27 protein-coding genes are annotated in these 24,877 nt (G+C 75.6%); 19 read left to right on the top strand and 8 right to left on the bottom strand.

Annotated features, from left to right (window positions below):
* The first annotated feature begins 13 nt into the window (after positions 1–13).
* Positions 14–1,264 carry an aminotransferase class I/II-fold pyridoxal phosphate-dependent enzyme gene (locus HL189_RS06910; protein ID WP_369132947.1) on the top strand — a complete coding sequence of 417 codons (1,251 nt, stop codon included), beginning with the start codon at positions 14–16 and terminating at the stop codon, positions 1,262–1,264.
* A 127-nt stretch (positions 1,265–1,391) separates the two neighbouring features.
* On the opposite strand, the gene HL189_RS06905 is transcribed toward HL189_RS06910, so the two are convergent.
* Positions 1,392–2,150: a class I SAM-dependent methyltransferase gene (locus HL189_RS06905; RefSeq protein WP_369132946.1), complete on the bottom strand. Its 759-nt coding sequence runs from the start codon at positions 2,148–2,150 to the stop codon at positions 1,392–1,394.
* Positions 2,151–2,206: 56 nt separating this feature from the next.
* On the opposite strand from HL189_RS06905, the gene HL189_RS06900 reads away from it, so the two are divergent.
* Positions 2,207–2,962 carry a phosphoglyceromutase gene (locus HL189_RS06900; RefSeq protein ID WP_369132945.1) on the top strand — a complete coding sequence of 252 codons (756 nt, stop codon included), beginning with the start codon at positions 2,207–2,209 and terminating at the stop codon, positions 2,960–2,962.
* Between the two features lie 31 nt (positions 2,963–2,993).
* On the opposite strand, the gene phoU is transcribed toward HL189_RS06900, so the two are convergent.
* On the bottom strand, positions 2,994–3,656 hold the full coding sequence (gene phoU / locus HL189_RS06895; RefSeq protein WP_369132944.1) for a phosphate signaling complex protein PhoU: 663 nt from the start codon (positions 3,654–3,656) through the stop codon (positions 2,994–2,996).
* 208 nt (positions 3,657–3,864) lie between these two features.
* On the opposite strand from phoU, the gene HL189_RS06890 reads away from it, so the two are divergent.
* Complete coding sequence (locus tag HL189_RS06890; RefSeq protein WP_369132943.1) at positions 3,865–5,142, top strand: sensor histidine kinase; 1,278 nt, start codon at positions 3,865–3,867, stop codon at positions 5,140–5,142.
* Positions 5,139–5,819: a winged helix-turn-helix domain-containing protein gene (locus HL189_RS06885; RefSeq protein WP_369132942.1), complete on the top strand. Its 681-nt coding sequence runs from the start codon at positions 5,139–5,141 to the stop codon at positions 5,817–5,819. The genes HL189_RS06890 and HL189_RS06885 overlap by 4 nt, the downstream gene beginning before the upstream one ends.
* A 13-nt stretch (positions 5,820–5,832) precedes the next feature.
* Here HL189_RS06885 and HL189_RS06880 read toward each other — a convergent pair whose 3' ends face one another.
* Complete coding sequence (locus HL189_RS06880) at positions 5,833–6,045, bottom strand: DUF3072 domain-containing protein (RefSeq protein ID WP_369132941.1); 213 nt, start codon at positions 6,043–6,045, stop codon at positions 5,833–5,835.
* A 10-nt stretch (positions 6,046–6,055) separates the two neighbouring features.
* Positions 6,056–6,319, bottom strand: coding sequence for a hypothetical protein (locus HL189_RS06875; RefSeq protein WP_369132940.1), 264 nt, complete (start codon positions 6,317–6,319; stop codon positions 6,056–6,058).
* 81 nt (positions 6,320–6,400) lie between these two features.
* On the opposite strand from HL189_RS06875, the gene HL189_RS06870 reads away from it, so the two are divergent.
* Positions 6,401–7,495, top strand: a complete 1,095-nt coding sequence (locus HL189_RS06870; protein ID WP_369132939.1) for a helix-turn-helix domain-containing protein — start codon at positions 6,401–6,403, stop codon at positions 7,493–7,495.
* Here the strand turns inward: HL189_RS06870 and HL189_RS06865 are convergent.
* Positions 7,391–8,230 carry a hypothetical protein gene (locus tag HL189_RS06865; protein ID WP_369132938.1) on the bottom strand — a complete coding sequence of 280 codons (840 nt, stop codon included), beginning with the start codon at positions 8,228–8,230 and terminating at the stop codon, positions 7,391–7,393. The two genes, HL189_RS06870 and HL189_RS06865, sit on opposite strands and share 105 nt — an antisense overlap.
* A gap of 38 nt (positions 8,231–8,268) precedes the next feature.
* Between HL189_RS06865 and HL189_RS06860 the strand changes: the two genes are divergently transcribed.
* Complete coding sequence (locus HL189_RS06860) at positions 8,269–9,213, top strand: hypothetical protein (RefSeq protein ID WP_369132937.1); 945 nt, start codon at positions 8,269–8,271, stop codon at positions 9,211–9,213.
* Between the two features lie 467 nt (positions 9,214–9,680).
* Entirely contained in the window at positions 9,681–10,241 is a 561-nt protein-coding gene (locus HL189_RS06855) for a hypothetical protein (protein WP_369132936.1), read from the top strand.
* A 25-nt stretch (positions 10,242–10,266) separates the two neighbouring features.
* On the opposite strand, the gene HL189_RS06850 is transcribed toward HL189_RS06855, so the two are convergent.
* Positions 10,267–10,620 carry a DJ-1/PfpI family protein gene (locus HL189_RS06850; RefSeq protein WP_369132935.1) on the bottom strand — a complete coding sequence of 118 codons (354 nt, stop codon included), beginning with the start codon at positions 10,618–10,620 and terminating at the stop codon, positions 10,267–10,269.
* Between the two features lie 250 nt (positions 10,621–10,870).
* Between HL189_RS06850 and proC the strand changes: the two genes are divergently transcribed.
* From proC to HL189_RS06825, 5 genes are all read left to right on the top strand, one after another.
* Entirely contained in the window at positions 10,871–11,692 is an 822-nt protein-coding gene (gene proC, locus HL189_RS06845; RefSeq protein WP_369132934.1) for a pyrroline-5-carboxylate reductase, read from the top strand.
* 560 nt (positions 11,693–12,252) lie between these two features.
* The gene (locus HL189_RS06840) at positions 12,253–12,471 is read left to right on the top strand and encodes a helix-turn-helix domain-containing protein (RefSeq protein WP_222194786.1); all 219 of its coding nucleotides are present in this window, start codon (positions 12,253–12,255) and stop codon (positions 12,469–12,471) included.
* Between the two features lie 225 nt (positions 12,472–12,696).
* Positions 12,697–12,795 (top strand): AURKAIP1/COX24 domain-containing protein, encoded by a 99-nt coding sequence (locus tag HL189_RS06835; protein ID WP_012854759.1) that lies wholly within the window; start codon positions 12,697–12,699, stop codon positions 12,793–12,795.
* Between the two features lie 10 nt (positions 12,796–12,805).
* Positions 12,806–13,921, top strand: coding sequence for an NAD-dependent epimerase/dehydratase family protein (locus tag HL189_RS06830; protein ID WP_369132933.1), 1,116 nt, complete (start codon positions 12,806–12,808; stop codon positions 13,919–13,921).
* Positions 13,914–14,816 (top strand): lysophospholipid acyltransferase family protein, encoded by a 903-nt coding sequence (locus HL189_RS06825; protein ID WP_369132932.1) that lies wholly within the window; start codon positions 13,914–13,916, stop codon positions 14,814–14,816. Before HL189_RS06830 ends, HL189_RS06825 begins: the two co-directional genes overlap by 8 nt.
* Positions 14,817–14,875: 59 nt before the next feature.
* Here HL189_RS06825 and HL189_RS06820 read toward each other — a convergent pair whose 3' ends face one another.
* Together HL189_RS06820 and HL189_RS06815 are read right to left on the bottom strand one after the other, a co-directional pair.
* Positions 14,876–15,628: an isocitrate lyase/phosphoenolpyruvate mutase family protein gene (locus HL189_RS06820; RefSeq protein WP_369132931.1), complete on the bottom strand. Its 753-nt coding sequence runs from the start codon at positions 15,626–15,628 to the stop codon at positions 14,876–14,878.
* Positions 15,629–15,688: 60 nt separating this feature from the next.
* A complete protein-coding gene (locus tag HL189_RS06815; RefSeq protein ID WP_369132930.1) occupies positions 15,689–16,603 on the bottom strand; it encodes an HAD family hydrolase in 915 nt (304 codons plus the stop codon).
* 343 nt (positions 16,604–16,946) lie between these two features.
* Here HL189_RS06815 and HL189_RS06810 point away from each other — a divergent pair, with 343 nt between their 5' ends.
* The 7 genes from HL189_RS06810 (at position 16,947) to hemB (ending at position 24,771) form a co-directional block, all read left to right on the top strand.
* Entirely contained in the window at positions 16,947–18,557 is a 1,611-nt protein-coding gene (locus tag HL189_RS06810) for an AMP-binding protein (protein WP_369132929.1), read from the top strand.
* On the top strand, positions 18,550–18,801 hold the full coding sequence (locus HL189_RS06805; RefSeq protein WP_369132928.1) for a glutaredoxin family protein: 252 nt from the start codon (positions 18,550–18,552) through the stop codon (positions 18,799–18,801). The genes HL189_RS06810 and HL189_RS06805 overlap by 8 nt, the downstream gene beginning before the upstream one ends.
* Positions 18,802–19,015: 214 nt before the next feature.
* Entirely contained in the window at positions 19,016–19,693 is a 678-nt protein-coding gene (locus HL189_RS06800; RefSeq protein ID WP_369132927.1) for a redox-sensing transcriptional repressor Rex, read from the top strand.
* Positions 19,690–21,111 carry a glutamyl-tRNA reductase gene (locus HL189_RS06795; protein WP_369132926.1) on the top strand — a complete coding sequence of 474 codons (1,422 nt, stop codon included), beginning with the start codon at positions 19,690–19,692 and terminating at the stop codon, positions 21,109–21,111. The genes HL189_RS06800 and HL189_RS06795 overlap by 4 nt, the downstream gene beginning before the upstream one ends.
* Positions 21,108–22,052: a hydroxymethylbilane synthase gene (hemC, locus tag HL189_RS06790; RefSeq protein WP_369132925.1), complete on the top strand. Its 945-nt coding sequence runs from the start codon at positions 21,108–21,110 to the stop codon at positions 22,050–22,052. The genes HL189_RS06795 and hemC overlap by 4 nt, the downstream gene beginning before the upstream one ends.
* 107 nt (positions 22,053–22,159) lie before the next feature.
* Positions 22,160–23,722, top strand: coding sequence for a uroporphyrinogen-III synthase (locus HL189_RS06785; protein ID WP_369132924.1), 1,563 nt, complete (start codon positions 22,160–22,162; stop codon positions 23,720–23,722).
* Positions 23,719–24,771: a porphobilinogen synthase gene (gene hemB / locus HL189_RS06780; protein WP_369132923.1), complete on the top strand. Its 1,053-nt coding sequence runs from the start codon at positions 23,719–23,721 to the stop codon at positions 24,769–24,771. Before HL189_RS06785 ends, hemB begins: the two co-directional genes overlap by 4 nt.
* Positions 24,772–24,877 lie beyond the last annotated feature (106 nt).

The raw sequence follows: 24,877 nt of genomic DNA, 5'->3' as shown, positions 1-24,877 counted from the left end.
GGAGGAGGAACCCGTGCTCGACGTCCGTCCCGTCCGCCCGGCCGCCCGCCGCGACGCGTTCGCGCCGCTGCTGGACAACCCGCGGGCGGAGATGATGCGGCGGCACGTGCGGGACGGCGTGGCCACCCACTCGGTGCCGGCCGCCGGTGCACCCCAGGCGGTGACCCTGTTCGCCGACGGCCGGTCGCGGGTGAACCTCGGCACCAACAACTACCTGGGCCTCGCCGGTGACCGGCAGGTCGTCGAGGCGGCGGTGGCCGCGCTGCGCCAGTACGGCACCAGCACGTCGGGCAGCCGGATCCTCAACGGCACCACCCGGCTGCACCTGACCCTGGAGCAGGAGCTCGCCGACCACTACGGCACCGAGGCGGCGGTGCTCACCTCGGCCGGGGTCAACGCCAACGTGGCGGTGCTGTCCACCGCCGGCGCCCCCGGCGACGTGCTGCTGGTCGACGCGCACGCCCACGCCAGCCTGCACGCCGCCGCGGCCGCCAGCCCCGGCACGGTGGTCCGCTTCCGGCACAACTCCGTGGAGTCGCTGGCCGGGCGGCTTGCGCGGCTGGCACCCGACGCCGGCGCGGTGGTCGTGGTGGACGGCGTGTACTCGATGACCGGCGAGTCCGCGCCGCTGGCGGAGATCGCCGACCTCTGCACCCGGTACTCCGCCCGGCTGGTCGTCGACGAGGCGCACGGGCTCGGCGTGCTGGGGGAGCGGGGCCGCGGCGCGGCCGAGGCCGCCGGGGTGCTCGACCGGGTCGACGCCGTCACGCTGGCGTTCAGCAAGTCCCTGGCCAGCGTGGGCGGCGCGGTGATGACGTCGGCGGCGGTGGCCGACGGGATCCGGGCCACGGCCCTGCCCTACGTCTTCAGCGCCTCGAACGACCCGGCCGCCGTCGCCGCCGCGCTGGCCTCGCTGCGGGTGCTGCGCCGGGAGCCGCAGCGGATGGCCCGGCTGGGCGAGAACGGCGCGCTGCTCCGCCGGGTGCTCACCGAGCACGACGTGCCCCCGGTCCCCGGCCGCGGCGCGGTGCTCGCGGTGCCCACGGGGGAGGACGAGGTCACCGTCGCCGCCTGGAACGCCGCCCACGAGGCCGGCGTCTACACCAACGCGGTCTGCTACCCGGCCGTCCCGCGCGGGCAGGGGGTGCTCCGGCTCGCGGTGATGGCCACGCACACCGAGGAGCAGCTCCGGCTCGCCGGTGAGGTGGTCGCCGCCGCCGTCCGGTACGCGCGTGGCGGGACCGCCCGGGAGACCGCAGCTTAGGGGGGACCCCGTCTCCGCCGGAGCAGCGTGGCGCCGCCACGGACTTCCCCACGGACGCTTGTGCTCTGAGTCGCCTCGCGACTCAGAGCACAAGCACTCGGAAGGGCAGGGACGGGGTCTGCATGCCTCACCTGCCGGCCGCGCCGGCCCACCAGAGCGTGGTGGCGGTCCGCGGTCGGGCGTCGGCGAAGCGGCTCATCGCCTCGGCCACCTCCGGCTCCCTGTCGGCGGGCAGGCACAGCCGCCGCCGGGTGAACGCCAGGACGACGTCGGCCGGTGCGTCGCGCCAGGGGTCGTCCCGCTGCCAGGTGACCGACTCCGCGGCCAGCCCCAGCTCGGCCAGCACCTCGCCGAACAGATCCGCCGTCGGCCCGGCCGGCCGGTCCTGGCCGTGGAAGTGCCGCCACAGCCCGGCCATCGACGTCCAGGGGTGCACATCGGTGAGCTCGACGACGACCCGCCGGCGGGCGTGCGTGGTCAGCGCGGTCACGAAGCCGGCGACGTCCGGCACGTTGTAGACCACGTTGGCGCAGACGACGACGTCGGCCGCCGGGACCTCCCCGGCGACGTCCGGCCAGCGGCCCGGGAAGGTGCGGGCACCCGGCCCGGCCGCGGCTGCGAACCGGGCCAGCAGCTCCGGGGACTCGTCCACCCCGAGCAGCTCCGGCGCCCCGACCGGCACGCTCGCCGCCCCACCGCCGCAGCCGACGTCCAGCACGCTGCGCGGCGCCACGGCCCGGACCGCCTCGTGCGTGGCCGCCGCGCCCCGGTCGGCACCGAACAGGCCCGCCGGGAACCCGTAGGGCGACTCGGGAGCGGCGGCCAGCACCTCCGGGTCGATCGCCCACCCGGCCAGCTCCGCCGCCCACCGCTCCGTAGCCCGCACGGGCAGATCCTGCCTGCCGGTGCCCCGGGGTGGCCCGGTCGGGCAGGATGGCCGGCGTGACTGACACCGCGACGCTGGTCCTGCTCCGCCACGGCGAGAGCGAGTGGAACAAGGCGAACCTGTTCACCGGCTGGGTGGACGTCCCGCTGTCGGAGAAGGGGCGCACCGAGGCAGCCCGCGGTGGGCAGCTGCTCGCCGAGCAGGACCTGCTCCCCGACGTGCTGCACACCAGCGTGCTCAAGCGCGCGATCAGCACCGCCGAGCTGGCCCTGGCCGAGGCCGACCGCCAGTGGATCCCGGTGAAGCGCTCGTGGCGGCTCAACGAGCGGCACTACGGGGCGCTGCAGGGCAAGGACAAGGCAGCCACCCTCGCGGAGTTCGGCGAGGAGCAGTTCATGCTCTGGCGCCGCTCGTACGACACCCCGCCGCCGCCGATCGACCCGGGCAGCGAGTACTCCCAGGACGGCGACGCGCGCTACCTGTTCCTGCCGCCGGAGGCCCGGCCGGCGACCGAGTGCCTGAAGGACGTCGTCGTCCGGATGCTGCCCTACTGGTACGACGCGATCGTCCCGGACCTGCGCAGCGGGCAGACGGTGCTGGTCGCCGCGCACGGCAACAGCCTGCGGGCCCTGGTGAAGCACCTCGACGGCATGGGCGACGAGGAGGTCGTGGGGCTCAACATCCCGACCGGCGTCCCGCTGCGCTACGACCTGGACGCCGACCTGCGCCCGGTGAAGCCCGGCGGCGAGTACCTCGACCCGGAGGCCGCCGCCGCCGCCATCGAGGCCGTCAAGAACCAGGGCAAGAAGTAGCGGACGGCGTTGTTCAACGAAGGGGGCTCAGTCAGCCGGCGGCGGGGGCCATGCTGTGCTCGCCGGTCACCAGGTAGACCACCCGCCGGGCCACGCTCACCGCGTGGTCGGCGAACCGCTCGTAGTAGCGGCCGAGCAGGGTCACGTCGATCGCCGACTCGATGCCGTGCGGCCAGTCGTCGCTGAGCAGCTCCCGGAACAGCTGGGCGTGCAACCGGTCCATGACGTCGTCGTCGGCCTCCAGCTCGACGGCCGCCGCGATGTCCCGCTTCGCGATGACCGTGCCGGCCTTCGCGACCAGGTTCTCGGCGACGTGGCCGGCCTCGAGGAAGACCGGCCGGACCTCCTGCGGCACCGCGTGCTCGGGGAACCGCATCCGGGCCACCTTGGCGATGTGCTCGGCCAGGTCGCCCATCCGCTCCAGGTCGCCGACGATCCGCATGGCGGTGGTGATCGTGCGCAGGTCGGTGGCGACCGGCTGCTGCCGCGCCAGGAGGGTGAAGCAGCGCTCCTCGATGCTCTCGCGCACCGCATCGATGCGGGCGTCGCCGGCGATCACCAGGTCCGCCAGGGCGACGTCGGCGTCCAGCAGGGCCGTGGTCGCCGTGCTCATGGCCGAGCCGACGGTGTTCGCCATCCCCACCAGGCAGGCGTTGATGTCGTCCAGTTCCTCGCGGTAGCTCTCCCGCAGCACGTTTCCTCCTCCGGCCGCCGCCCGCGCCGGGGAACGGGCTCCCCTCGACGTCGCGACCTGCGTCACCATGAGCGTAGGCAGCCCCGCGGCCGCCGACGAGGCCGCCGGGTGAACGACCGGGAGCCGCCCGGTGAACACTGCCCACCCGACGGGGTGAGGACCGGGAGAGTTCCTGGTGGGGCGCCTTCCCGTGGCTAGCATCGACTCCGTGGAAGCGGTGGTCGCCCTGGTGGCGGGCCTCGTGATCGGCCTGCTCCTGGCGCTCTCGGTGGTCCGCGCCCGCCGCCGTGCCCTCGACGAGGGCACGGCCGAGCGCGTGGTCGCGCGTCCCGGGGACGACGCCGCGCTCACCCGCCGCCTGGTCGACCTGATGGACCCGGCGGTCGTGCTGGTCGGCCCGGACGACGAGATCCTGCTGGCCAACCCCTCCGCCCGCGCGTTGGGCATCCTGCGCGGCGAACGGCTCCAGGTGCCCGCCCTCCTCCAGGTCGCGCGCAGCGTGCACACCGCCGGGAGCCGCCGGGCGGAGATCCCGCTGGCCGGCGACGTCGTCGGCAGCGGGCCGCGCACGGTCGGCGTGCACGCCATCCGGCTCTCCAGCGGGCCGGTCGTCGGCCCCGGTCCGGTCGCGCTGGTGCTGCAGGACGTGACCGAGGCGCGCCGGGTGGAGGCGGTCCGCCGGGACTTCGTCGCCAACGTCGGGCACGAGCTGAAGACGCCGGTGGGTGCCCTCACCCTGCTGGCAGAGGCGGTGCAGGGCGCCGCGGACGACCCGGAGGCGGTGGAGCGGTTCGCCGCGCGGATGCAGCACGAGGCCGACCGGCTGGCCCGGCTGGTCCGGGAGCTGATCGACCTGTCCCGGCTGCAGGGCGCCGATCCGCTGCCCGAGCTGGCGCCGGTCGCCGTCGCCACCGTCGTCGGTGAGGCCGTCGACCGCACCCGCGCCGCCGCGGCAGCCAAGGGCATCGAGCTCGCCGTCGCCTGCCAGCCGGGCCTCGTGGTCCGCGGTGTGGAGGCGCAGCTGGCGACCGCGCTCACCAACCTGCTGGCCAACGCGGTCGCCTACAGCCCGCCCGGCACCACCATCGCGGTGGGCGCGCGGGCGCGCTCCGGTTTCGCCGAGATCGCCGTCACCGACTCGGGGATCGGCATCCCGCGCACGGACCGGTCCCGGGTCTTCGAGCGCTTCTACCGGGTCGACCAGTCGCGGGCGAGCGCCACCGGGGGCACCGGCCTGGGCTTGGCGATCGTCAAGCACGTCGCGAGCAACCACGGCGGCTCGGTGAGCGTGTGGAGCGAGGAGGGCATCGGCTCCACGTTCACGCTGCGGATCCCGCTCGCCTCGCGCGCCGACCGGGCGGTGGACGACGTCGCCCCCGAGCGCCCGCCGGTGCCCCCGCTGCACCCCCTCCGGAGCCCTGACGCCGGCGGCCCGGAGACCACGGACCACGGCCCCACCGGGGTCGCCGAGAGAGGACGGTCATGACCCGAGTACTCGTGGTGGAGGACGAGGAGTCGTTCTCCGACGCGCTGTCCTACATGCTGCGCCGGGAGGGGTACGACACCGTCGTCGCCGCGAACGGCCCGGACGCGCTCACCGAGTTCGACCGGGCCGGGGCCGACATCGTCCTGCTCGACCTCATGCTGCCGGGGCTGCCGGGCACCGAGGTCTGCAAGGCGCTGCGCGCGAGGAGCTCGGTCCCGATCATCATGCTGACGGCCAAGGACACCGAGATCGACAAGGTCCTGGGGCTGGAGCTCGGCGCCGACGACTACGTGACCAAGCCGTACTCGGCGCGCGAACTGGTGGCCCGGATCCGCGCCGTGCTGCGCCGCGGCACGGAGACCGAGCCCGCCGTGGACACCTCGCTGGCGGCCGGGCCCGTCCGGCTGGACGTCGAGCGGCACGTCGTCGCGGTGGACGGGCAGCCGGTCGCGCTGCCGCTGAAGGAGTTCGACCTGCTGGAGGTGCTGCTCCGCAACGCCGGCCGGGTCCTCACCCGGGGTCAGCTCATCGACCGGGTGTGGGGCGCGGACTACGTGGGGGACACCAAGACCCTCGACGTCCACGTCAAGCGGCTGCGCGCCAAGCTCGAGCCGGACCCCGCCAACCCCAAGTACCTGGTGACCGTGCGGGGCCTCGGCTACAAGTTCGAGGTGTGACGGCGGGCCGGGGTCACTGACCTCGGCCGGTCTCCTCCTGGAGCTCGTCGATCTTGATCGAGGCGTCCGCCTTGGAGATGTCCTCCGGGACGTCCTCGCCCGCCTCGCGGGCCAGCGTGCCCAGGTAGCTCTTCTGCGCGCCGGTGGCGGGCTCGTCACCGGTCACCCAGTCGGACGGGTCCTTCTCGGTGCTGCGGGCGCTGTCGGGTCCGGTCGATTCGCTCATGTGTTCGAACTTACGCGGGGATGCTCACGCGCGCAGCCCGAGCGGCCGTGTCCGCCGCCGCGGCGGCCGCGGCGGCCGCGGTGCGGGTGGCGGCGCGCTGCAGCACCCGGGCCCGCGCTTCCTCCCAGCGCCGTCCGGTGCGCACGACGTGCTCGGCCCCGCAGGGGCAGGCGACCGTGACGGCGATGTGCGTCCGGTGGTTGACGACCGATCGGATGCGCCGGTCGGCGACCAGCTCGTCGGTCCGGGTCACGGGGCAGTGGATCAGCAGCATGGGATGAGCGTGCTCGTGGTCGGCACAACCCACGAGTGGCAGAAGTGACCGACAACGCAACTTCTCTGCCATCATGTGTCCGTGGGCACGCAGGGCCGTCCGATGGTGGTCAGCGGGGTCGTCGCCGACGGGGTGGTGGGCAGCTTCGGGATCGGCGTGACCTCGGAGGTGTTCGGCTACGACCGGACCGCGCTGGGCCTGCCGCGCTTCGACTTCGCGCTGGTCAGCGAGTCGCCCGGCGTCATCCGCACGGACACCGGGCTCCAGCTGGTGGTCGAGCACGGCCTCGAGCGGCTCGCCCGCTCCGACATCGTCACGCTCACCGCCTGGGAGCTGTTCGAGCGGGTCCCCTCGCCGGAGCTGGTGGCGGCGCTGCGCGCCGCGCACGCCCGCGGCGCGATCATCGTCAGCCAGTGCACCGGCGCCTTCGTGCTCGCCCACGCCGGCCTGCTCGACGGCTGCCGGGCCACCACCCACTGGCGCTACGCCGGCGAGCTGGCCGCCCGGTACCCGGCCGTGACGGTCGACCCGGCGGTGCTCTACGTCGACTGCGGCCAGATCCTCACCGGGGCCGGCACCGCGGCGGGCGTCGACACCCTGCTGCACCTGGTCCGCCGCGAGTGGGGGTCCACCGCGGCCAACGCGATGGCCCGGGACATGGTCGTGCCGCCGCACCGCGACGGCGGGCAGGCGCAGTTCATCGACAACCCGGTGGCCCCGTGCGAGGACGACCTGCTCGGCGCCGTCCTGGAGTGGTGCCGCGGTCACCTGGCCGAGGAGATCAGCGTCGAGACGCTGTCCCGGCGGGCGCTGATGAGCCCCCGCAGCTTCGCCCGCCACTTCAAGGCCACGACCGGGACGACGCCGCACGCCTGGCTGCTGGCCCAGCGCCTGGCCGCGGCCGAGTCGCTGCTGGAGGAGAGCGACGCCCCCGTGGAGGAGATCGCCCGGCTGGTCGGCTTCGGCACCGCCGCCGGCCTGCGGGAGCAGTTCGCCCGCCGCCGGGGGGTCTCGCCGCGGGCCTACCGGCAGACCTTCCGGGCCGGCCGCACGGGCCGGACCGCGGGCTCCTCAGCCGGGGCGGCGGCGGTGGAGCTGCACCGGCACCGGCCGGGGGCTCGCGGGGTGCGGGGCGATGAGGCCGGCGTCGAGGCGGGCCTCGGTCAGCCGGCGTAGCTCGGCGTAGGCGGCCGGGCCGAGCAGCGCGGTCAGCTCCGGTCCGTAGGTCTCCACCAGCGGCTGCGCGGAGACGTGGGCGACCGGCGACCCGGTGCACCACCAGTGCAGGTCGTGCCCGCCCGGTCCCCAGCCGCGGCGGTCGAACTCCCCGATGGTGGACACGAGCACCCGGGTGTCGTCCGGCCGGTCCACCCACTCCTGCTCCCGGCGGATCGGCAGCTGCCAGCACACGTCGGGCTTGGTCTCCAGCGGGTGCCGGCCCTGGCGGAGGGCCATCGCGTGCAGCGCGCACCCGGCTCCGCCGGGGTGCCCGGGTCGGTTGAGGAAGATGCAGGCCGCGTCGGCGACCCGGGTGCGGAGCGCCTGCTCGGCGACCTCGCCGGGTGGGGCCTCGGTGAGGGTGTCGGGTTCGGTCCACTCCTCCCGCCCGACCGGGCGGCCGGGATGGCGCTGCCAGTCCGAGGGGGTCAGCTCCGCGACGGACGCCGCCACCCGGGCCAGGTCGTCCTCGTCGGTGAAGAAGGCCCCGTGGTTGCAGCACCCGTCCTCGGCCCGTCCCTCGACCACGCCGGCGCAGCCGCGACCGAACACGCACGTCCACGCGCTGGTCAGCCAGGTGAGGTCGGCGCGGACGAGGTGCTCGGGGTCGGCGGGGTCGAGGAACTCGATCCACTCGCGGGGGAAGTCCAACCCCACCTCGGACGGCGGGCCGACGGGCGTGCTCGGGTCCACCGACGCAGCGTAGGCGTCGGCCCGGCAGACTCTCGGCCATGCGGCTCGGGGTGCTGGACGTCGGATCGAACACGGTGCACCTGGTCGTGGTCGACGCGCACCGCGGGGCGCACCCGACGCCGATGCACGACGACCGGTGGCTGCTGCGCCTCGCCGAGCACGTCGGGGACGACGGCGACCTCTCCGAGGCGGGGGAGAAGGCGCTGCTCACCGCGGTGCAGCAGGCGCAGCGCCAGGCCGCGGACCGCACGTGCGACGAGCTGCTCGCCTTCGTCACCTCCGCCATCCGGGAGGCCGGCAACGGTGCCGCGGTGCTGCGCCGGGTGCGGGAGGAGACCGGCGTCGACCTGCAGGTGCTCACCGGGGAGGACGAGGCCCGGCTCACCTTCCTCGCCGCGCGGCGGTGGTTCGGCTGGAGCGCCGGCCGGCTGCTCGTGATGGACATCGGCGGCGGCTCGCTGGAGCTGGCCAGCGGGATCGACGAGGAGCCCGCCGTGGCGATCTCGCTACCGCTGGGCGCCGGCCGGATGACCCGCCGCTTCCTCCCGGAGGCCCTGACCGGGGGGCGGCCCGACCTCGCGGCGCTGGCCGCGCTGGACGAGCACGCCGCCGACCTGCTCGCCCCGGTGGGGGACCAGCTGCGCGCGGGCGGCCCGCCGGACCTCGCGGTCGCGACCTCCAAGACCTTCCGCACGGTCGCGCGGCTGGCCGGGGCCGCGCCCTACGGCGCCGGGCTGCGGGTGCTGCGGGAGCTCAGCACCACCGGGCTGGACCAGGTGCTGGGCTTCGTGGCCCGGATCGAGTCCGGCGCGCTGGCCGAGCTGCAGGGGGTCTCACCGCAGCGGGCGCATCAGGTCCCGGCCGGCGCCGTCGTGGCGCGGGCCGCCATGCGGGCGGTGGACGTACCGTCTGTCCGTATCTGCCCGTGGGCGCTGCGTGAGGGGATCATCCTGCGCCGCCTGGACCAGCTGGAGGGAGCGTGATGTCGCAGCCGACCACGGGGGACTTCAGCGTCCGCACCCTGGCCGAGATCCTGCGGGAGCACGGCCTCGAGAGCGAGCAGGGGACCCGTCCGGGCCGCCGCCGTCGTCAGCCCGGCGATCCCGCGACGAACGGTGGCCCGGCGCGCGTCGACCCCGAGCGGTCCGCGCCGGCCCGTCCGGCGGCCGGACGGCCGGAGGCCCCCGGCCGGGCGTCGGCGCCGCCGGGCCCGCCCGCCCGCGGCGCCGCGCCGTCCGCCGCACCGCTGCCGTCCACGCCGCCCCCCGCGTCGCCGTCCTCCGTGCCCGCGGCCCGCGCACCTGCACCACGCCCGGCTCCCCGGACACCCGGCGCGGGTCGGACGGAGGGCGGCCGTCGCGAGGGGCCGTCCAACGGCAGCGGACTCGGCTCGCTGGCGGGGCCGGGAGGGCCCGCCGCGCCGAGCGGTCCGGCCTCCACGACCGGGCCGGTGGCCAAGCGGGCCGAGGTCGGGCCGCCGTCGGCCCAGACGGGCCGCCGCTGGCGCGACGCCGAGCCCGCCGCCGCCCCGCCCCGCGTGGCCAAGCCGGTGCCGCCCGAGCCGGCGCCGGTCCGCACCCCGGGTCCCTCGACCGCCGCCATCCCCGCACTGCAGACCTCGGGCGGCACGGCCGCGGTCGGGGCGAGCACCGAGGAGCGACGCCGCGCCGGGGCGCACCGCACCGGTCCGCAGCCGGCCGTCGCGGCCGACGAGGAACCGCTCACCGGGCGGCAGAGCGCGCTGGCGTGGTTGCGGTTCGTCGGCGAGATGGTCGTCGCGCTCGCGGTGGGCGTCGGCGTCTACTTCGCGTTCACGGTGCTGTGGGAGGTCGTCCCCTACGGGGCGCTCGTCGCCGCGCCGCTCACGATCACCGGTCTGGTCGCCGGCGTCAGCGCCTACCGGCAGAAGCGCGGTGAGGGCCCGCCGGGCGTGTGGCTGCTGGCCGGCCTGCTGCTCGCCGCGGCCGTCCTGGTGATCGCGCCGGCCGCCGGGCTGCTCGCCACCCCCTGAGGCGTTCGGCCCCGGCAGGGGCCGGTCACCCGGCGGCGAACTGCTCGACGACCGCCTTGCCGAACGCGGGCAGGTCGTCGGGGTTGCGGCTGGTGGTGAGGTTGCCGTCGACGACGACCTCCTCGTCCACCCACTCGGCCCCCGCGTTGCGCAGGTCGGTCCGCAGCGAGGGCCACGAGGTCATCCGCCGTCCGCGCACCACGTCGGCCTCGGCCAGCACCCACGGGGCGTGGCAGATCGCGGCCACCGGCTTGCCGGCGTCGAAGAACACCTTCACGAACGCGACCGCGGCCGCGTCGGCCCGCACGAAGTCGCCGTTGACCACGCCGCCGGGCAGCAGGAGCGCGTCGAAGCTCCCGGGGTCGGCGGCGGCGAGCACGGCGTCGACGGTCTGGTGTCCCCCTTGTCGATGTGCTGGAAGGCGGTGACGGTGCCGGCCTCCAGCGAGACAAGCTGCGGCTCGGCGCCGGCGTCGACCAGCGCCTGCCAGGGCTGGTCCAGCTCGACCTGCTCGACACCATCGGTCGCCAGGACCGCCACCCGCTTGCCGTCGAGTTCTCCGGACATGGTGGCGCGGCTACCCGGTGCCCGCGGGGTCGCACGTCCCGCCGGCCCACTACCGTCGGCGCATGACCACCGCGGGACGCTCCGGTCTGGCCATCGTCGGCGGCGGGAAGATCGGCGAGGCGCTGCTCGCCGGCCTGGTCCGTCGCGCCGGCACGGGGGAAGGCCTCCTCGTCGTCGAGCGCAGCCCGCAGCGGGCGGCCGAGCTGGCTGCCGCGCACGGTGTGACGACGGTCGACCTGGCCGAGGCGGCCGCCCGGGCGCGGGTGCTCCTGATCGCGGTCAAGCCGCAGGACATCGACGTCCTGCTCGGGCTGCTCGGGCCGCACGTCACCGCCGAGCACCTCGTCGTCTCCGTGGCGGCCGGCGTGCCCACCAGCCGGATCGAGGCCGCGCTGCCCGCGGGCACGCCGGTGGTGCGGGTCATGCCGAACACGCCGGCGCTGGTCGACGCCGGCATGAGCGTGATCTCCGCGGGCGCGCACGCCGGCGAGGAGCACCTGGACGAGGCCGAGGCGCTGCTCTCGCCGGTCGGGCAGGTCCGCCGCGTCCCGGAGAGCCAGCAGGACGCGGTGACGGCGCTGTCGGGCAGCGGCCCCGCGTACTTCTTCTTCCTCGTCGAGGCGATGATCGACGCCGGCATCCTGCTCGGCCTGCCCCGCACGCTGGCCGCCGACCTCATCGTGCAGACCGCCTACGGCTCGGCCGTGATGCTGCGCGACTCGGGGGAGCACCCCGTCCAGTTGCGCGAGGCGGTCACGAGCCCCGGGGGGACGACGATCGCGGCGATCCGCGAGCTCGAGCGGCACGGCGTCCGGGCCGCGCTCATCGCCGCCATCGAGGCGGCCCACCAGCGCTCCGTGGAGCTCGGCCGGACCACGGACTGAGCGTCCGGCAGTTCTCGACGACAGCCCACGGTCGCCGTCCGCACGCGTTGGTGATCGCCGCTGTCCGGTGTCCGTGCGACTGCGGAGAGCTGCGGTCGTGGGACGACCGATGGGCGGGATGACGCCGGCCAACGTGGCCGGCCTCCGTGTGATCCGGCTCGCTCACCAGCGGAATGACATGGCTGTGTTCATCCACAGGATCTGTGGAGAAGTGGCCGGTGCGAGCGGTCGACTTGGGGACAACACGCCGTGACGGGTGTGTCACAGGGTGTTTCTGTCCACTTGTGCCCAGGACGGACCGGTCCGCATGTCCGTTTCACCCATCGCTTCCGTCACTCCGGTCGCCATATGGTTCTTTCCAGCACGTGCGTGTCCCGTCCGCCGGTGGGGAAGCCGGTGGCCCGACTCGTGCTGAACCGGAGATGAACGACATGACCATGCCCCACCGCGCCCCGCTGCAGCAGACCGCTCGCCCGGGCGTCCCGGCACCTCGGTCCATGGGTCGCCCCATGTCGGCCGCTGCACTGTCCCGTCCGGTCCCCGCGGCCCACCCGGCCGCCATGCCCGTCGGCCGTCCGGCCGCCGTCCCGGCCCCCCGTGCCGCCGTCGCCTTCCTGACCGTCGCCGAGGTCGCCGCCCTGATGCGCGTCTCGAAGATGACCGTCTACCGCCTCGTCCACGGCGGCGAGCTGTCCGCCGTGCGCGTCGGCCGCTCCTTCCGGGTGCCCGAGCGCGCCGTGCACGACTACCTGCGCGACGCCTACACCGACATCGCCTGAAGAACGACCGTTCCAGCACGTCACCTCGGCTCGCGGCGGGACCCTGCTGCGGGGCCGTTCCAGAACGTCACCAGGTAGGCTCGGGCGCCGAGCGGCTCAGCCCCCGGACCGGGGGCCGGCCGCGCACGAGCTGATCACCTCGCACGGTGCACCGGACTCCGAGCGGCGGGCCCTCCGCGGCCGCCGCTCCCGGACGCCGCGCGACCACGACGTCGGGAGCGGGACATGGGTTCGGTCATCAAGAAGCGCCGCAAGCGGATGGCGAAGAAGAAGCACCGCAAGCTGCTCAAGAAGACCCGCGTCCAGCGGCGCAACAAGAAGTGAGCTGACGCTCGTGCCGCCCGCGGTCGTCCTGGTCACCGGCGTGAGCCGGTGGCTGGGCGGCGCGCTGGCGGCCGAGCTCGCTGCGGACCCGTCCATCGACCGGGTCATCGGGGTGGACACCGTCCCCCCGTCCGCCGAGTTGCTCCGCAGCCTCGGCCGCACCGAGTTCGTCCGCGCCGACATCCGCAGCCCGTTGATCGGCAAGGTGGTCGAGTCGGCGTCGGTGGACACGGTGGTCCACATGAACATCAGCGCCACGCCGGCCGGTGCCGGCGGGCGGGCGCCGATGAAGGAACTCAACGTCATCGGCACCATGCAGCTGCTGGCGGCCTGCCAGCGGTCCTCGACGGTGCGCCGGCTGGTGCTCAAGTCGACCAGCGCGGTCTACGGGGCCAGCCCCCGCGACCCGGCCGTCTTCACCGAGACCATGCAGGCGCGGCGGGTCCCCCGGGGCGGCTTCGCCCGGGACAGCCTCGACATCGAGGGCTACGTGCGCTCCTTCGCCCGCCGGCGTCCGGACGTCGGGGTCGCGGTGCTGCGCTTCACCGACGTCATCGGGCCGCGGATCGACTCGCTGCTGACCGGGTTCTTCCGGATGCCGGTGGTCCCCACCGCGCTCGGCTACGACGCCCGCCTGCAGCTCCTGCACGAGGACGACGCGGTCGCCGTCCTCGCCCGGGCCGCCACCGGCGACTTCGCCGGCACGGTCAACGCGGGCGCCCCCGGCACCCTGCTGCTGTCCCAGGCGATCCGCCGGCTGGGCCGGGTGCCCCTCCCCTTGCCACCCGGCGCGATGGGGGTCGTCGGCCGGCTCACCCGCCGGGCCGGGCTGCCGGACTGGTCGCTGGAGCAGATGAACGCCCTCACCTCCGGTCGCGTCGTCGACATCCGGGTGCTCCGCGAGGAGTTCGGCTACGTCCCCCGGTACACCACCGAGGAGGCGCTGGCCGACTACGCGCGCACGGTGACGCCCGTCGTCCGGCCGGAGGTCGTCGCCGACGTCACCGGCACCGCCCGGTCGGTGGTGCACCGGGTGGCCGCGGGCGTCTCCGCGGTGGAGTCGGTGGTGGCCGACCGGCGCCCGGCTCCGTCGGTCCCGGGGCTGCGGGCGGTGCGCGATGCCTGAGGCCCGCGTCATCCCGCTGCGCCCGGACGAGGACCCGCCGCCGCCGCCGGGCAGCGCCTCGTGGGAGGAGCAGGTGGCCGGTGGCCTGGAGTTCCTGCGCCGCCGGCTGACCGGTGAGTACGACACCGACGAGTTCGGCTTCGACCCCGACCTCACCGACCACGTCCTGCTGCCGATGCTGCGCCCGTGGTTCGAGCGCTGGTTCCGGGTCGAGACCCAGGGCCTGGAGAACGTGCCGGACACCGGCGGCGCCCTGGTGGTGGCCAACCACTCCGGCACGATCCCGGTCGACGCCCTCATGGAGACCGTCGCCCTGCACGACCAGCACCCGGCCGGGCGCCGGCTGCGGCTGCTCGGCGCCGACCTGGTCTTCCAGGCCCCGTTCGTCGGCGCGCTCGCCCGGAAGATGGGCGTGACGCTGGCCTGCAACGAGGACGCCGAGCGCCTGCTGTCCGCCGGGGAGCTCGTCGGGGTCTTCCCCGAGGGGTTCAAGGGCGTGGGCAAGTCGTTCAGCGAGCGGTACACCCTGCAGCGGTTCGGCCGGGGCGGGTTCGTGAGCGCCGCCCTGCGCACCGGGGTCCCGATCGTGCCCTGCGCGATCGTCGGCGCCGAGGAGATCTACCCGATGCTGGGCAACGCGAAGACCGCGGCCCGGCTGCTCGGCCTGCCCTACTTCCCGATCACGCCCACGTTCCCGCTGCTCGGGCCGCTGGGCGCGGTGCCCCTGCCCTCGAAGTGGTTCATCGCGTTCGGGGAGCCGATCGAGACGGCGTCCTACGGCTCGGCCGCCGCGGACGACCCGATGATCGTGTTCAACCTGACCGACCAGGTGCGCGAGACCATCCAGCACTCGCTGTACCGGCTGCTCCTGCAGCGCCGTTCCGTCTTCAGCTGACGGCGTTCCCGCAGGAGCCGAACGCACGCTGACCGGCCCTGCCGGGTCTCCACGGGAGTTCAGTCCGTGGCGAGCCCGTCGACCTCGGCGTAGGACACCACCGCCGGGGCCCGCTCGCCGTCGCGCACGGCGATCGCCGTCTGCAGGCACTGCTGCAACGCGGCCCGGTACAGCAGTGATCCCGTGGAGACGCGCCGTACGCCGACCTCCGCCAGCGCCGGGACCGGGTGACGGACGGAGGCGAGTGCGTTGACGGGGGCCGGGACCTCGGCGCAGATGGTCGCGAGATCCGCGAGCTCGAGATCGCCCGGCACGAAGACCCCGTCGGCGCCTGCGTCCAGGTACGTCAGCGCGCGGGTCACCGTCTCGCGCACGGTGGCGTGCTGTCCCAGCCAGTAGGTGTCGACGCGGGCGTTGACGAAGAGATCCGGGCACCGCTCCTTGACGGCGGCCACCTTGGCCGCGTGCAGTGCGGGTTCCACCAGCGCTCCGCCGGAGCTGTCCTCCAGGTTGATCCCGGCGACGCCCAGCTCCGCCGCGAACCCGGCCACCGCGTCCGGCTGCTCCGAGTAGCCGTCCTCGACGTCCACGGAGATCGGGCACGGCAGTCGTCGCAACGAGGCGGCCAGGCTCTGCGTCGCCTCTCGACCGGCTCCACTGGCGTCGCGGACCCCGCGGGCGGCCGCGACACCGAGACTCGTGGTCCCGATGGCGGGGAACCCGGCGCGCAGCAGGATCGCGGCCGATGCGTGGTCCCACGCATTGGGCAGGACCAGGGGAGCGTCGCGGTGGTGCAGGTCGAGGAAGCTCATCGGGCCATCGTCGCCGATCGATCCACAGGCGCGGGTCGGGAGGGGCCGCTGCGGCGATGGTCAGAAGGGCCAGCGGTTGCGGCGGCGGAGGGCCACGAGGCCGCCCACGACCCCGCCGGAGAGGGCCGCGGCGCCGACCGTGGGGACGCCGATCCGCGCCGCCTTCCGGCCGGTGCGGAAGTCCTTGACCGTCCAGCCCCGGGACCGCGCGATCGCGCGCAGCTCGCTGTCGGGGTTCACCGCCACCGCGGTGCCCACCAGGCTCAGCATCGGCAGGTCGTTGGTCGAGTCGCTGTAGGCCGTGCAGCGGGACAGGTCCAGCCCCTCCCGGTCGGCCAGCGCGCGCACCGCCTGCGCCTTGGACTCCCCGTGCATCATCTCGCCGACCAGCCGCCCGGTGTACCGGCCGTCGACCACCTCGGCCACCGTGCCCAGCGCGCCGGTCAGCCCCAGGCGGTGGGCGATGACCTTGGCCAGCTCGACGGGCGTGGCGGTGACCAGCCAGACCCGCTGGCCGGCGTCGAGGTGCTGCTGGGCCAGCATGCGGGTGCCCGGCCAGATCCGGTCGGCCATCAGCTCGTCGTAGATCTCCTCGCCGGCGGTGCTGATCTCCTGCACCGACCGGCCGGCCACGAACGCCAGGGCGTTGTCCCGCACGGTGTGCATGTCGACGCTGCTCTCCCGGCCGGCGATCCGGAACTTGGCCTGCTGCCAGACGAACGAGGCGACGTCCCGCCCGGTGAAGTACTCGCGGGCGGCCAGGCCGCGGGCGAACCAGAAGATCGAGGCGCCCATCATCATCGTGTTGTCGACGTCGAAGAACGCCGCGCCCGTGGGGTCGGGCTGCGGCGCGGGCGGCATCTCGGTCTCTGCCGCGGCCGCGGACGCCTCACCGGCGACGAGCGCCCGGATCTCCTCGTCGTCGACCGCGGCGCCGATCCGCGCCGCGCGGCCACGGAAGGGCACTCGGACCACTCCGCACTCCTCCCGCACACCTCGTCGTCGCCGCGCCGACCCTAACGGGGGCGGTCCCTGCCGCGCCCGCGGGTCAGCGGGACCACGGGGATGCCCAGCGCAGTCACGCACAGCGGCAGCGGCACGTCGATCAGCGGCGGCGCGTTGGACGTCGGCGAACGCGTGGCCGGCGCCGCGCGGCCGGGTGCGGTGCCGCCGGCCGGCGGAGCGGGAGTCCCCCGGTCCGATCGCGCACGCCTGGACGGTGCGACCCGTGCCCCGTGGTGACAACATCGTGCCCCTGCGTCCCGGCAGCGCCGGAACCGGCCCGCCGGTCGGTGTCGCGCCGTCCCGAGGAGGTCCCGTGCCGCTCGACCAGGCCGCCACTGTGGTGGGTGGGGTCCGCTCCCTCTCTGCGCTCGTCCGCCGGGCGGCCACCACCGCGGGCGGGTCCCCGGCCCTCGTGGCCGGTGCGCGGCGGGTGACCTGGGCCGAGCTGGACGACCTGGTCGACCGGTCGGCGGCCGGCTTCGCCGCCCGCGGCCTCACGTCCGGGGAGCGGGTCGCGGTGCAGCTGCCCAACGGCGTCGACTGGGTGGTCGCGGTCATGGGCGCGCTCCGGGCCGGCCTGGTGGTGGTCCCGGTCAACACCGCCTACACCGACCCGGAGATCGCCCACCTGCTCGCCGACTCCGGAGCCCGGCTGCTCGTCGGCCCGCCCGGGCGCGGGGAGGTGGCCGGCGTCCCCGTCCTCGGCGCCGCACCGACGGCCGACGGTCCGGCCCCGGCGGACCCGGAGGACCCGGCGGCGCTCGCGCTGCTGGCCTACACCAGCGGGACGACGGGCCGGCCGCGGGGCGCGATGCTCACCCACGGCGCGCTCCTGGCCAACCAGCAGCAGTGCCTGGCGCTCGAGCCGCCGCCGGTGCGCGCCGGCGACCGGGTGCTCGTCGTCCTCCCGCTGTTCCACGCCTACGGCTTCACCAGCGGCTGGGGCCTGGTCGCGGCCACCGCGGCGTGCGCCGTCCTGGTCGACACCTTCGAGCCGGTCGCCACGCTGCGGCTGATGGCGGAGGAGGAGGTCACCGCGGTGCCCGGCGCGCCGCCGATGTACTCCGCCTGGCTCGCGGCGGCCGACGCCGCCGGCAGCGACGCCGACCTGCGCCGCGGCTTCGCCGCCGTCCGGACCGCCAGCTGCGGCGCCGCCCCGATGCCCGCCGAGCTGTTCGGCGCGATGCGGGAGCGGGCCGCGGTCACCGTCTGGGAGGGCTACGGGCTCACCGAGGCAGGGCCGGTGCTGGCAAGCACGCTGGCCACCGGCCGGCCCAAGCCGCAGTGCATCGGGGGTCCGCTGCCCGGCGTGGAGCTGCGGCTGCGGGACACCGCGGGAGGGCCGGCGGCCGGGCCGGACCCGGGCGACCTGGTCCGCGAGGACGTCTTCGGCGACCCCTTCGGAGCCGGCGAGGAGGACGGCGAGGCCGGTGAGATCTGCGCCCGCGGACCGAACCTCTTCTCCGGCTACTGGCCCGACGGCGCCGACGGGCCCGACGCCGACGGCTGGCTGACCACCGGGGACATCGCCTACCGGGACGCCGACGGCGACCTGCGACTGGTCGACCGGCGGCGCGACCTCGTCATCGTCAGCGGCTTCAACGTCTACCCGGGCGAGGTGGAGCGGGTGCTCGACGAGCACCCGGGCGTGGCCGAGAGCGCGGTCATCGGTCTCCCCGACGCCCGCACCGGGGAGGCGGTGCACGCCGTCGTCGTCCTGGTCCCGGGCAGCGAGGTCACCGAGGCCGAGCTGCGCGAGCACGCGGGCCGGTCGCTGGCCCGGTTCAAGGTCCCGGCCGCGGTGCACGTCGTCCCCGAGCTGCCGCACTCGCTGGCGGGAAAGGTGAGCCGGGCCCGGCTGCGCGAGCTCGGCCTGGAGCTGGCGGCGGCCGCCGCCGCGGACGATGAGGTGCCCGGTGACTGATCCGCAGCCGCGGCTGCAGCTGCTCACCCGCTCGGGCTGCCACCTGTGCGTCACCGCCGAGGAGACGCTCACCCGGATCGCCGCCGAGGCGGGGCTGGTGCCCGGGCTGGTGGACGTCGACACCGACGACGAGCTGCGGGCCGAGTACGGCGACCGGGTGCCCGTGGTCCTGCTCGACGGCCGGGAGCACAGCTACTTCACCGTCGACGTGACGCGGCTCCGCCGGGACCTCGGCATCGGCTGACCGGCCCGGACTACCCGTCCGCGGGTTCCCCAGGCGTGTCCTCTACCACAGCGGAGCGCGATCACCTGCGGGGACGTCTTCGCCGACTTTGTTCAGGCGTTCACAAGCGGCTACCGTGAGGACGCCGGGTGCGGACGCGCCCGTGCCCCTGTTCCCCGATCGTCCCACCGCCCCGGTCCGCCGGGACGGGGACGGACCGCTGTGGAGTTCGCTCGTGACCCAGTCGCGGCCCCGGATCATCCCGGAGGCCACCGTCGCCCGACTGGCCGTGTACCTGCGGGTGCTGGCCGGCCTCGCCGACGGCGGCCGGACGCACGTCTCCTCCGGAGAGCTCGCCTCGGCCGCCGGGGTCAACCCCGCCGGGCTGCGCAAGGACCTCTCCCACCTCGGCCCGTGCGGCGTGCGCGGCGTCGGCTACTCGGTGGCGGGCCTCCGGGGCCGGCTGACCGAGGTGCTGGGCGGCGAGCAGCCCCGCGCGTGCGTCCTCGTGGGCATCGGACGGCTCGGCTCCGCGCTGGCCGACTACTCCGGCTTCGCCAGCCGGGGCTTCGAGTTCGTCGGCCTGCTGGACGCCGACCCCCGCCGGGTCGGCGAGCGGGTGGGCGGGCTCAGCGTGCGCCCGGTCGACGACCTCGAGACCGTCGTCGCCGACAGCCAGGCGTCCATCGGGGTCATCACGACACCGGCCGACGTGGCCCAGTCGGTCTGCGACCGGCTCGTCGCGGCCGGGGTGAGGAGCATCTTGAACTTCGCGCCGGTGGCGTTGTCGGTGCCCGCGGGCGTCGACGTCCGCAAGGTGGACCTGTCCGTCGAGCTGCAGGTGCTGGCCTTCCTCGATCAGCAGCGGGACGGCGCCGGGCAGCTGCCGACCGCCGCGGGAGGTGCCCGATGAGCCTGCTCGCCGTCGGCATCAGCCACCAGACCGCCCCGGTCACGCTGCTCGAGCAGGTCAGCATGTCCGGTGACGACACGGTCAAGACGCTGCACGAGCTGGTCGACAGCGACCACGTCAGCGAGGTCCTCGTGCTGGCCACCTGCAACCGCATCGAGGTGTTCGCCGAGGTCGACCGCTTCCACGGTGGCATCACCGACGTCAGCCGGGTCCTCGCCCGGCACGCCGGGGCCACCGTCGAGGAGCTGGCCCCCTACGTCACCGTCTACTACGAGGACCAGGCGATCGCGCACCTGTGCACCGTCGCCGCGGGCCTGGACTCCATGGTGGTCGGCGAGACCCAGGTGCTCGGCCAGCTCCGCGCCGCGTACGCGCTGGCCCAGGAGCAGGGCACCGTGGGTCGCGAGCTGCACCCCATCGCGCAGCGCGCCCTGCGGGTGGGCAAGCGGGTGCACAGCGAGACGGGCATCGACCGGGCCGGCGCCTCGCTGGTGTCGGTCGCCCTGGACCGGGCGTCCGAGGTGCTCGGCGACCTCACCGGCCGGCCGGTGCTCGTGGTCGGCGCGGGCTCCATGGGCGCCCTGGCCGCCACCACGCTGGCCCGTCGCGGGGCCGCGGTGACCGTCAGCAGCCGGACGCCGGACCACGCCGCCCGGCTGGCGGAGGCCGTCGGCGGCCGGCAGGCCGACCTCGAACGGCTCCCGGCCGAGCTCGCGGTCGCCGACGTGCTGATCACCTGCACCGGCGCGACGGGCACCGTCGTCGGCACCGACGTCGTCGGCACGGCCATGGCCGGCCGCGGCCACCGCCCGCTGGTCGTCGTCGACCTGGCCCTGCCCCGGGACGTCGAGCCCGCCGTCGCCGGTCTCCCCGGCGTGCACGTCGTCGACCTGGCGATGCTGCAGGGGGAGCGCGCGGCCAACGACGGGCGCCCGGTCGCGGGCTCGGTCGCCGCCGACGACATCGCCGCCGCGCACGCCCTCGTGGAGCTGGAGACCTCGATGCTCCGCGCCGAGCGGCAGGCCGCGGCGGTCGCCCCGACCGTCTCCGCGCTGCGCAGCCAGGCCGCCGAGGTCGTCGACGCGGAGCTGCTGCGGCTGTCCACCCGGCTGCCGGACCTCGACGCCAAGGCCCGCAGCGAGATCGCGCGCACCGTCCGCCGGGTCGTGGACAAGCTGCTGCACGAGCCCACCGTGCGCGTGAAGGAGCTGGCCGGCGCCCCGGGGGGCACCGACTACGCCGACGCGCTGCGCGCGCTGTTCGGGCTGGGCCTGTCCGGGGACGCCGACGTCGACGGCACCGCGCTGTCCCGGGCGGTCGCCGTGGACCCGCAGCCGGCCGGCGGCATCCGGCTGTCCGCGCTGGACGTCCGGACGCCGGAGACCCCGCGCGACCGCGACGCCGGGGCCACCGCGTGACCGCCCCGCTCCGGCTGGGCACCCGGGGCAGCCAGCTGGCGCTGACCCAGTCCCAGCACGTCGCCGACGCCCTCACCGCCGCCCACGGCGTGCCGGTGGAGCTGGTGCCCGTGAGCACCTACGGCGACCGGTCGCAGGCCGCGATCAGCCAGCTCGGCGGCACCGGCGTCTTCGTCGCCGCGCTGCGCGAGGCGCTGCTGGCCGGCTCGGTCGACCTGGCGGTGCACAGCTACAAGGACCTGCCGACCGCGCCCGCCCCCGGCCTCGCGCTGGCTGCGGTGCCGACCCGGCAGGACCCCCGCGACGTGCTCATCGCCCGCGACGGGCTGACCCTCGGGGAGCTCCCGGCCGGGTCCCGCGTCGGCACCGGCGCGCCGCGGCGGATGGCCCAGCTGCGCGCCCTCGGCCTCGGGCTGGAGGTCGTGCCGATCCGCGGCAACGTCGACACCCGGATGGCCCGGGTCACCGGCCGCGACGGCGGGCCGGGCGACCTGGACGCCGTCGTCCTGGCCCGCGCGGGCTTGGCCCGGCTCGGCCGGCTGGCCGCCGTCACCGAGGTCCTCGACCCGATCCAGGTCCTGCCCGCCCCGGCGCAGGGCGCGCTGGCCGTGGAGTGCCGCAGCGACGACGCCCGGATCCGGGAGCTGCTCGCCGACCTCGAGGACCCGGCCGCGCGGACCTGCGTCGCCGCGGAGCGCGCGGTCCTCGCCGCCCTCGAGGCCGGCTGCAGCGCCCCGGTGGCCGCGCACGCCGAGCTCGCCGAGGACGAGGACGGCGCCGCCGAGCTGTACCTGCGCGCCTCCGTCACCGCCATCGACGGCAGCGACGCCGTCCGCGGCTCGCTCACCGGCCCGGCCGCCGCGCCCGAGGACCTGGGCCGGCAGCTCGCCGCGGAGCTGCTCGACCGCGGCGCCGCCGCGCTCATGGCCGGTCCCCGGTGACCGCCTCCCGGCGGGCAGCAGCGCCGTCCACCCGGCCCACCCCACCCCCCACTCGTCCGGCACCACCCGCAGCGACCCCCGCCAGGGGGCAGGAACAGGAGCACGCGATGACGCGCTCACGCAAGCAGAACACCGGCCGGAAGGGCACCGTCGTCTTCGTGGGCGCCGGGCCCGGCGATCCCGAGCTGCTCACCGCCCGGGCCTCGGCCGCGATCGCCGGCGCCGACGCCGTCCTCGTCGACCCCGACGTGTCCACGGCGGTGCAGGACGCCGTCCGCGAGGCCAACCCGGACCTCGAGCTGACGCCGGCCACCGGCGAGCCCGCCGAGGTCGCGAAGGCGGCCGTCACCGCCGCCAAGACCGGCGGCGTCGTCGTCCGGCTGGTCGCCGGCGACCCGTTCACCAGCGACGCCGTGGTCAAGGAGGCGCTGGCGGTCACCCGCACCAGCATCCCGTTCGACGTCGTCCCGGGCGTCGCGGTGAGCACCGCCGTCCCGGCGTACGGCGGGGTCGCGCCCGGGAGCACGTCGCTGACCGCCGACCTGCGCCCGGGCACCGAGTCCCCGGCCGACCTGGGCGCGCTCGCCGCCGCGGCCGCCCGCACCGGCGCCACCCTGGTGCTGCAGGCGACCGCGGACCAGCTGCCGACCGTCGCCGCCGGGCTGGCCGAGGGCGGCCTGTCCGGCAGCACGCCGGTCCTGGTGACCACCGAGGGCAGCGGCACGTCGCAGAAGAGCGTCGCCGCCAAGCTCGCCGCCGTCGCCGAGAAGAGCGCCGGGCTGGACAGCCTGGCCGGCCCGGTCGTGGTCAGCGTCGGCTCGGCGGTGGACAAGCGCGCCAAGCTCTCCTGGTGGGAGAGCCGGCCGCTGTTCGGCTGGCGGGTGCTGGTGCCGCGCACCAAGGAGCAGGCCGGCGAGATGAGCGACCGGCTGCGCGCCTACGGCGCCGTCCCCGTCGAGGTGCCCACCATCGCCGTCGAGCCGCCGCGCAGCCCCGCGCAGATGGACCGCGCCGTGAAGGGCCTGGTCACCGGCCGGTACGGCTGGATCGTGTTCACCTCCACCAACGCCGTCCGCGCGGTGCGGGAGAAGTTCGTCGAGCTCGGCCTGGACGCCCGCGCCTTCGCCGGGGTCAAGGTCGCCTGCGTCGGCGAGCAGACCGCCCAGGCGGTGCGCGACTTCGGCATCGCGCCGGAGCTGGTGCCCACCGGTGAGCAGTCCAGCGAGGGCCTGCTGGCGGACTTCCCGCCCTACGACGACGTGTTCGACCCGATCGACCGGGTGCTGCTGCCCCGCGCCGACATCGCCACCGAGACCCTCGCCGCGGGCCTGAAGGAACGCGGCTGGGAGATCGACGACGTCACCGCCTACCGCACCGTCCGGGCGGCGCCGCCGGCGGCGGCGGTGCGCGAGGCGATCAAGGGCGGCGGCTTCGACGCCGTCTGCTTCACCTCCTCGAGCACGGTGCGCAACCTGGTCGGCATCGCCGGCAAGCCGCACGCCAAGACGGTCGTCGCGGTGATCGGCCCGGCGACGGCGGCCAGCGCCACCGAGTTCGGCCTGCGCGTGGACGTGCAGCCGGAGACGGCCGCCGTCGGCCCGCTGGTCGACGCGCTCGCCGAGTTCGCCCTGGCCCGCCGGGCCGAGGCGGAGGGCGGGGACACCAAGTGACCGCCGGTCGGGGTGGTGTGGGCGGGGGGCAGCAGGGCGGGTCGGCCCCGGGCTTCGCCCGGGGCCGCCGGCTGCGGTCGACCCCGGCGATGCGCCGCTGGACGGCGCAGACCCGGCTCGCCCCGGCCGACCTGGTCCTGCCGGTGTTCGTCAAGGAGGGCCTCGCCGAACCGCAGCCGATCAGCTCGATGCCCGGCGTCGTCCAGCACACCCAGGAGTCGCTGCGGAAGGCCGCGCACGAGGCGGCCGAGGCCGGGATCAGCGGCCTGATGCTGTTCGGCATCCCGGCGGAGAAGGACCCGGTCGGCTCGCAGGCCGACGCCGCCGACGGCGTGGTCAACGTGGCGCTGCAGCAGCTGCGGGCCGACCTCGGCGACGCGCTGGTGCTGATGGCCGACCTGTGCCTGTGCGAGTACACCGACCACGGGCACTGCGGCGTGGTCACCCCGGCCAGGGGTCCGCTCCGGGGGCAGGGCGGGGCGATGGTCGTGGACAACGACCCGACCCTGGACCGGTACGCCGCCGTCGCGATCGCCCAGGCGCAGGCCGGGGCGCACGTCATCGCGCCCAGCGGGATGATGGACGGCCAGGTCGCGGCGATCCGCGCCGGGCTGGACAGCGCCGCGTCCACCGAGACGCCGATCCTGGCCTACGCGGCCAAGTACGCCTCCGGCTTCTACGGCCCGTTCCGGGAGGCCGCCGAGGGCGCGCCGCAGTTCGGTGACCGCTCGACCTACCAGATGGACCCGCCGAACGCCGACGAGGCGCTGCGGGAGGTCGCGCAGGACCTCGCCGAGGGCGCCGACGCGGTCATGGTCAAGCCGGCGCTGCCCTACCTGGACATCGTCGCGAGGGTCGCCGACGCCGTCGACGTCCCGGTCAGCGCGTACCAGGTGAGCGGCGAGTACGCGATGGTCGAGGCCGCCGCGGCGCACGGCTGGGTGGACCGGCGGCGGGCCGTCCTGGAGACGCTCACCGCGATCCGCCGGGCCGGCGCCGGGTCGGTGCTCACCTACTGGGCGGTCGAGGCCGCCCGCTGGCTCCGCTGAAGAAGGTGGAAGGACCCCGTCCTCCTCACCCCTCGCAAGCTCAGGGCGAGCCTCTGGACGGGGCCTGGCCCCGACACCCGCGAGCTCGTGTCGGGCCCCTGCAGCG

The organism is Modestobacter sp. I12A-02662 (genome assembly GCF_041028325.1).
Classification (GTDB): Bacteria; Actinomycetota; Actinomycetes; order Mycobacteriales; family Geodermatophilaceae; genus Modestobacter.
Note: the sequence above shows the minus strand (reverse complement) of the source record. Positions and strands in the feature narration are given on the sequence as shown.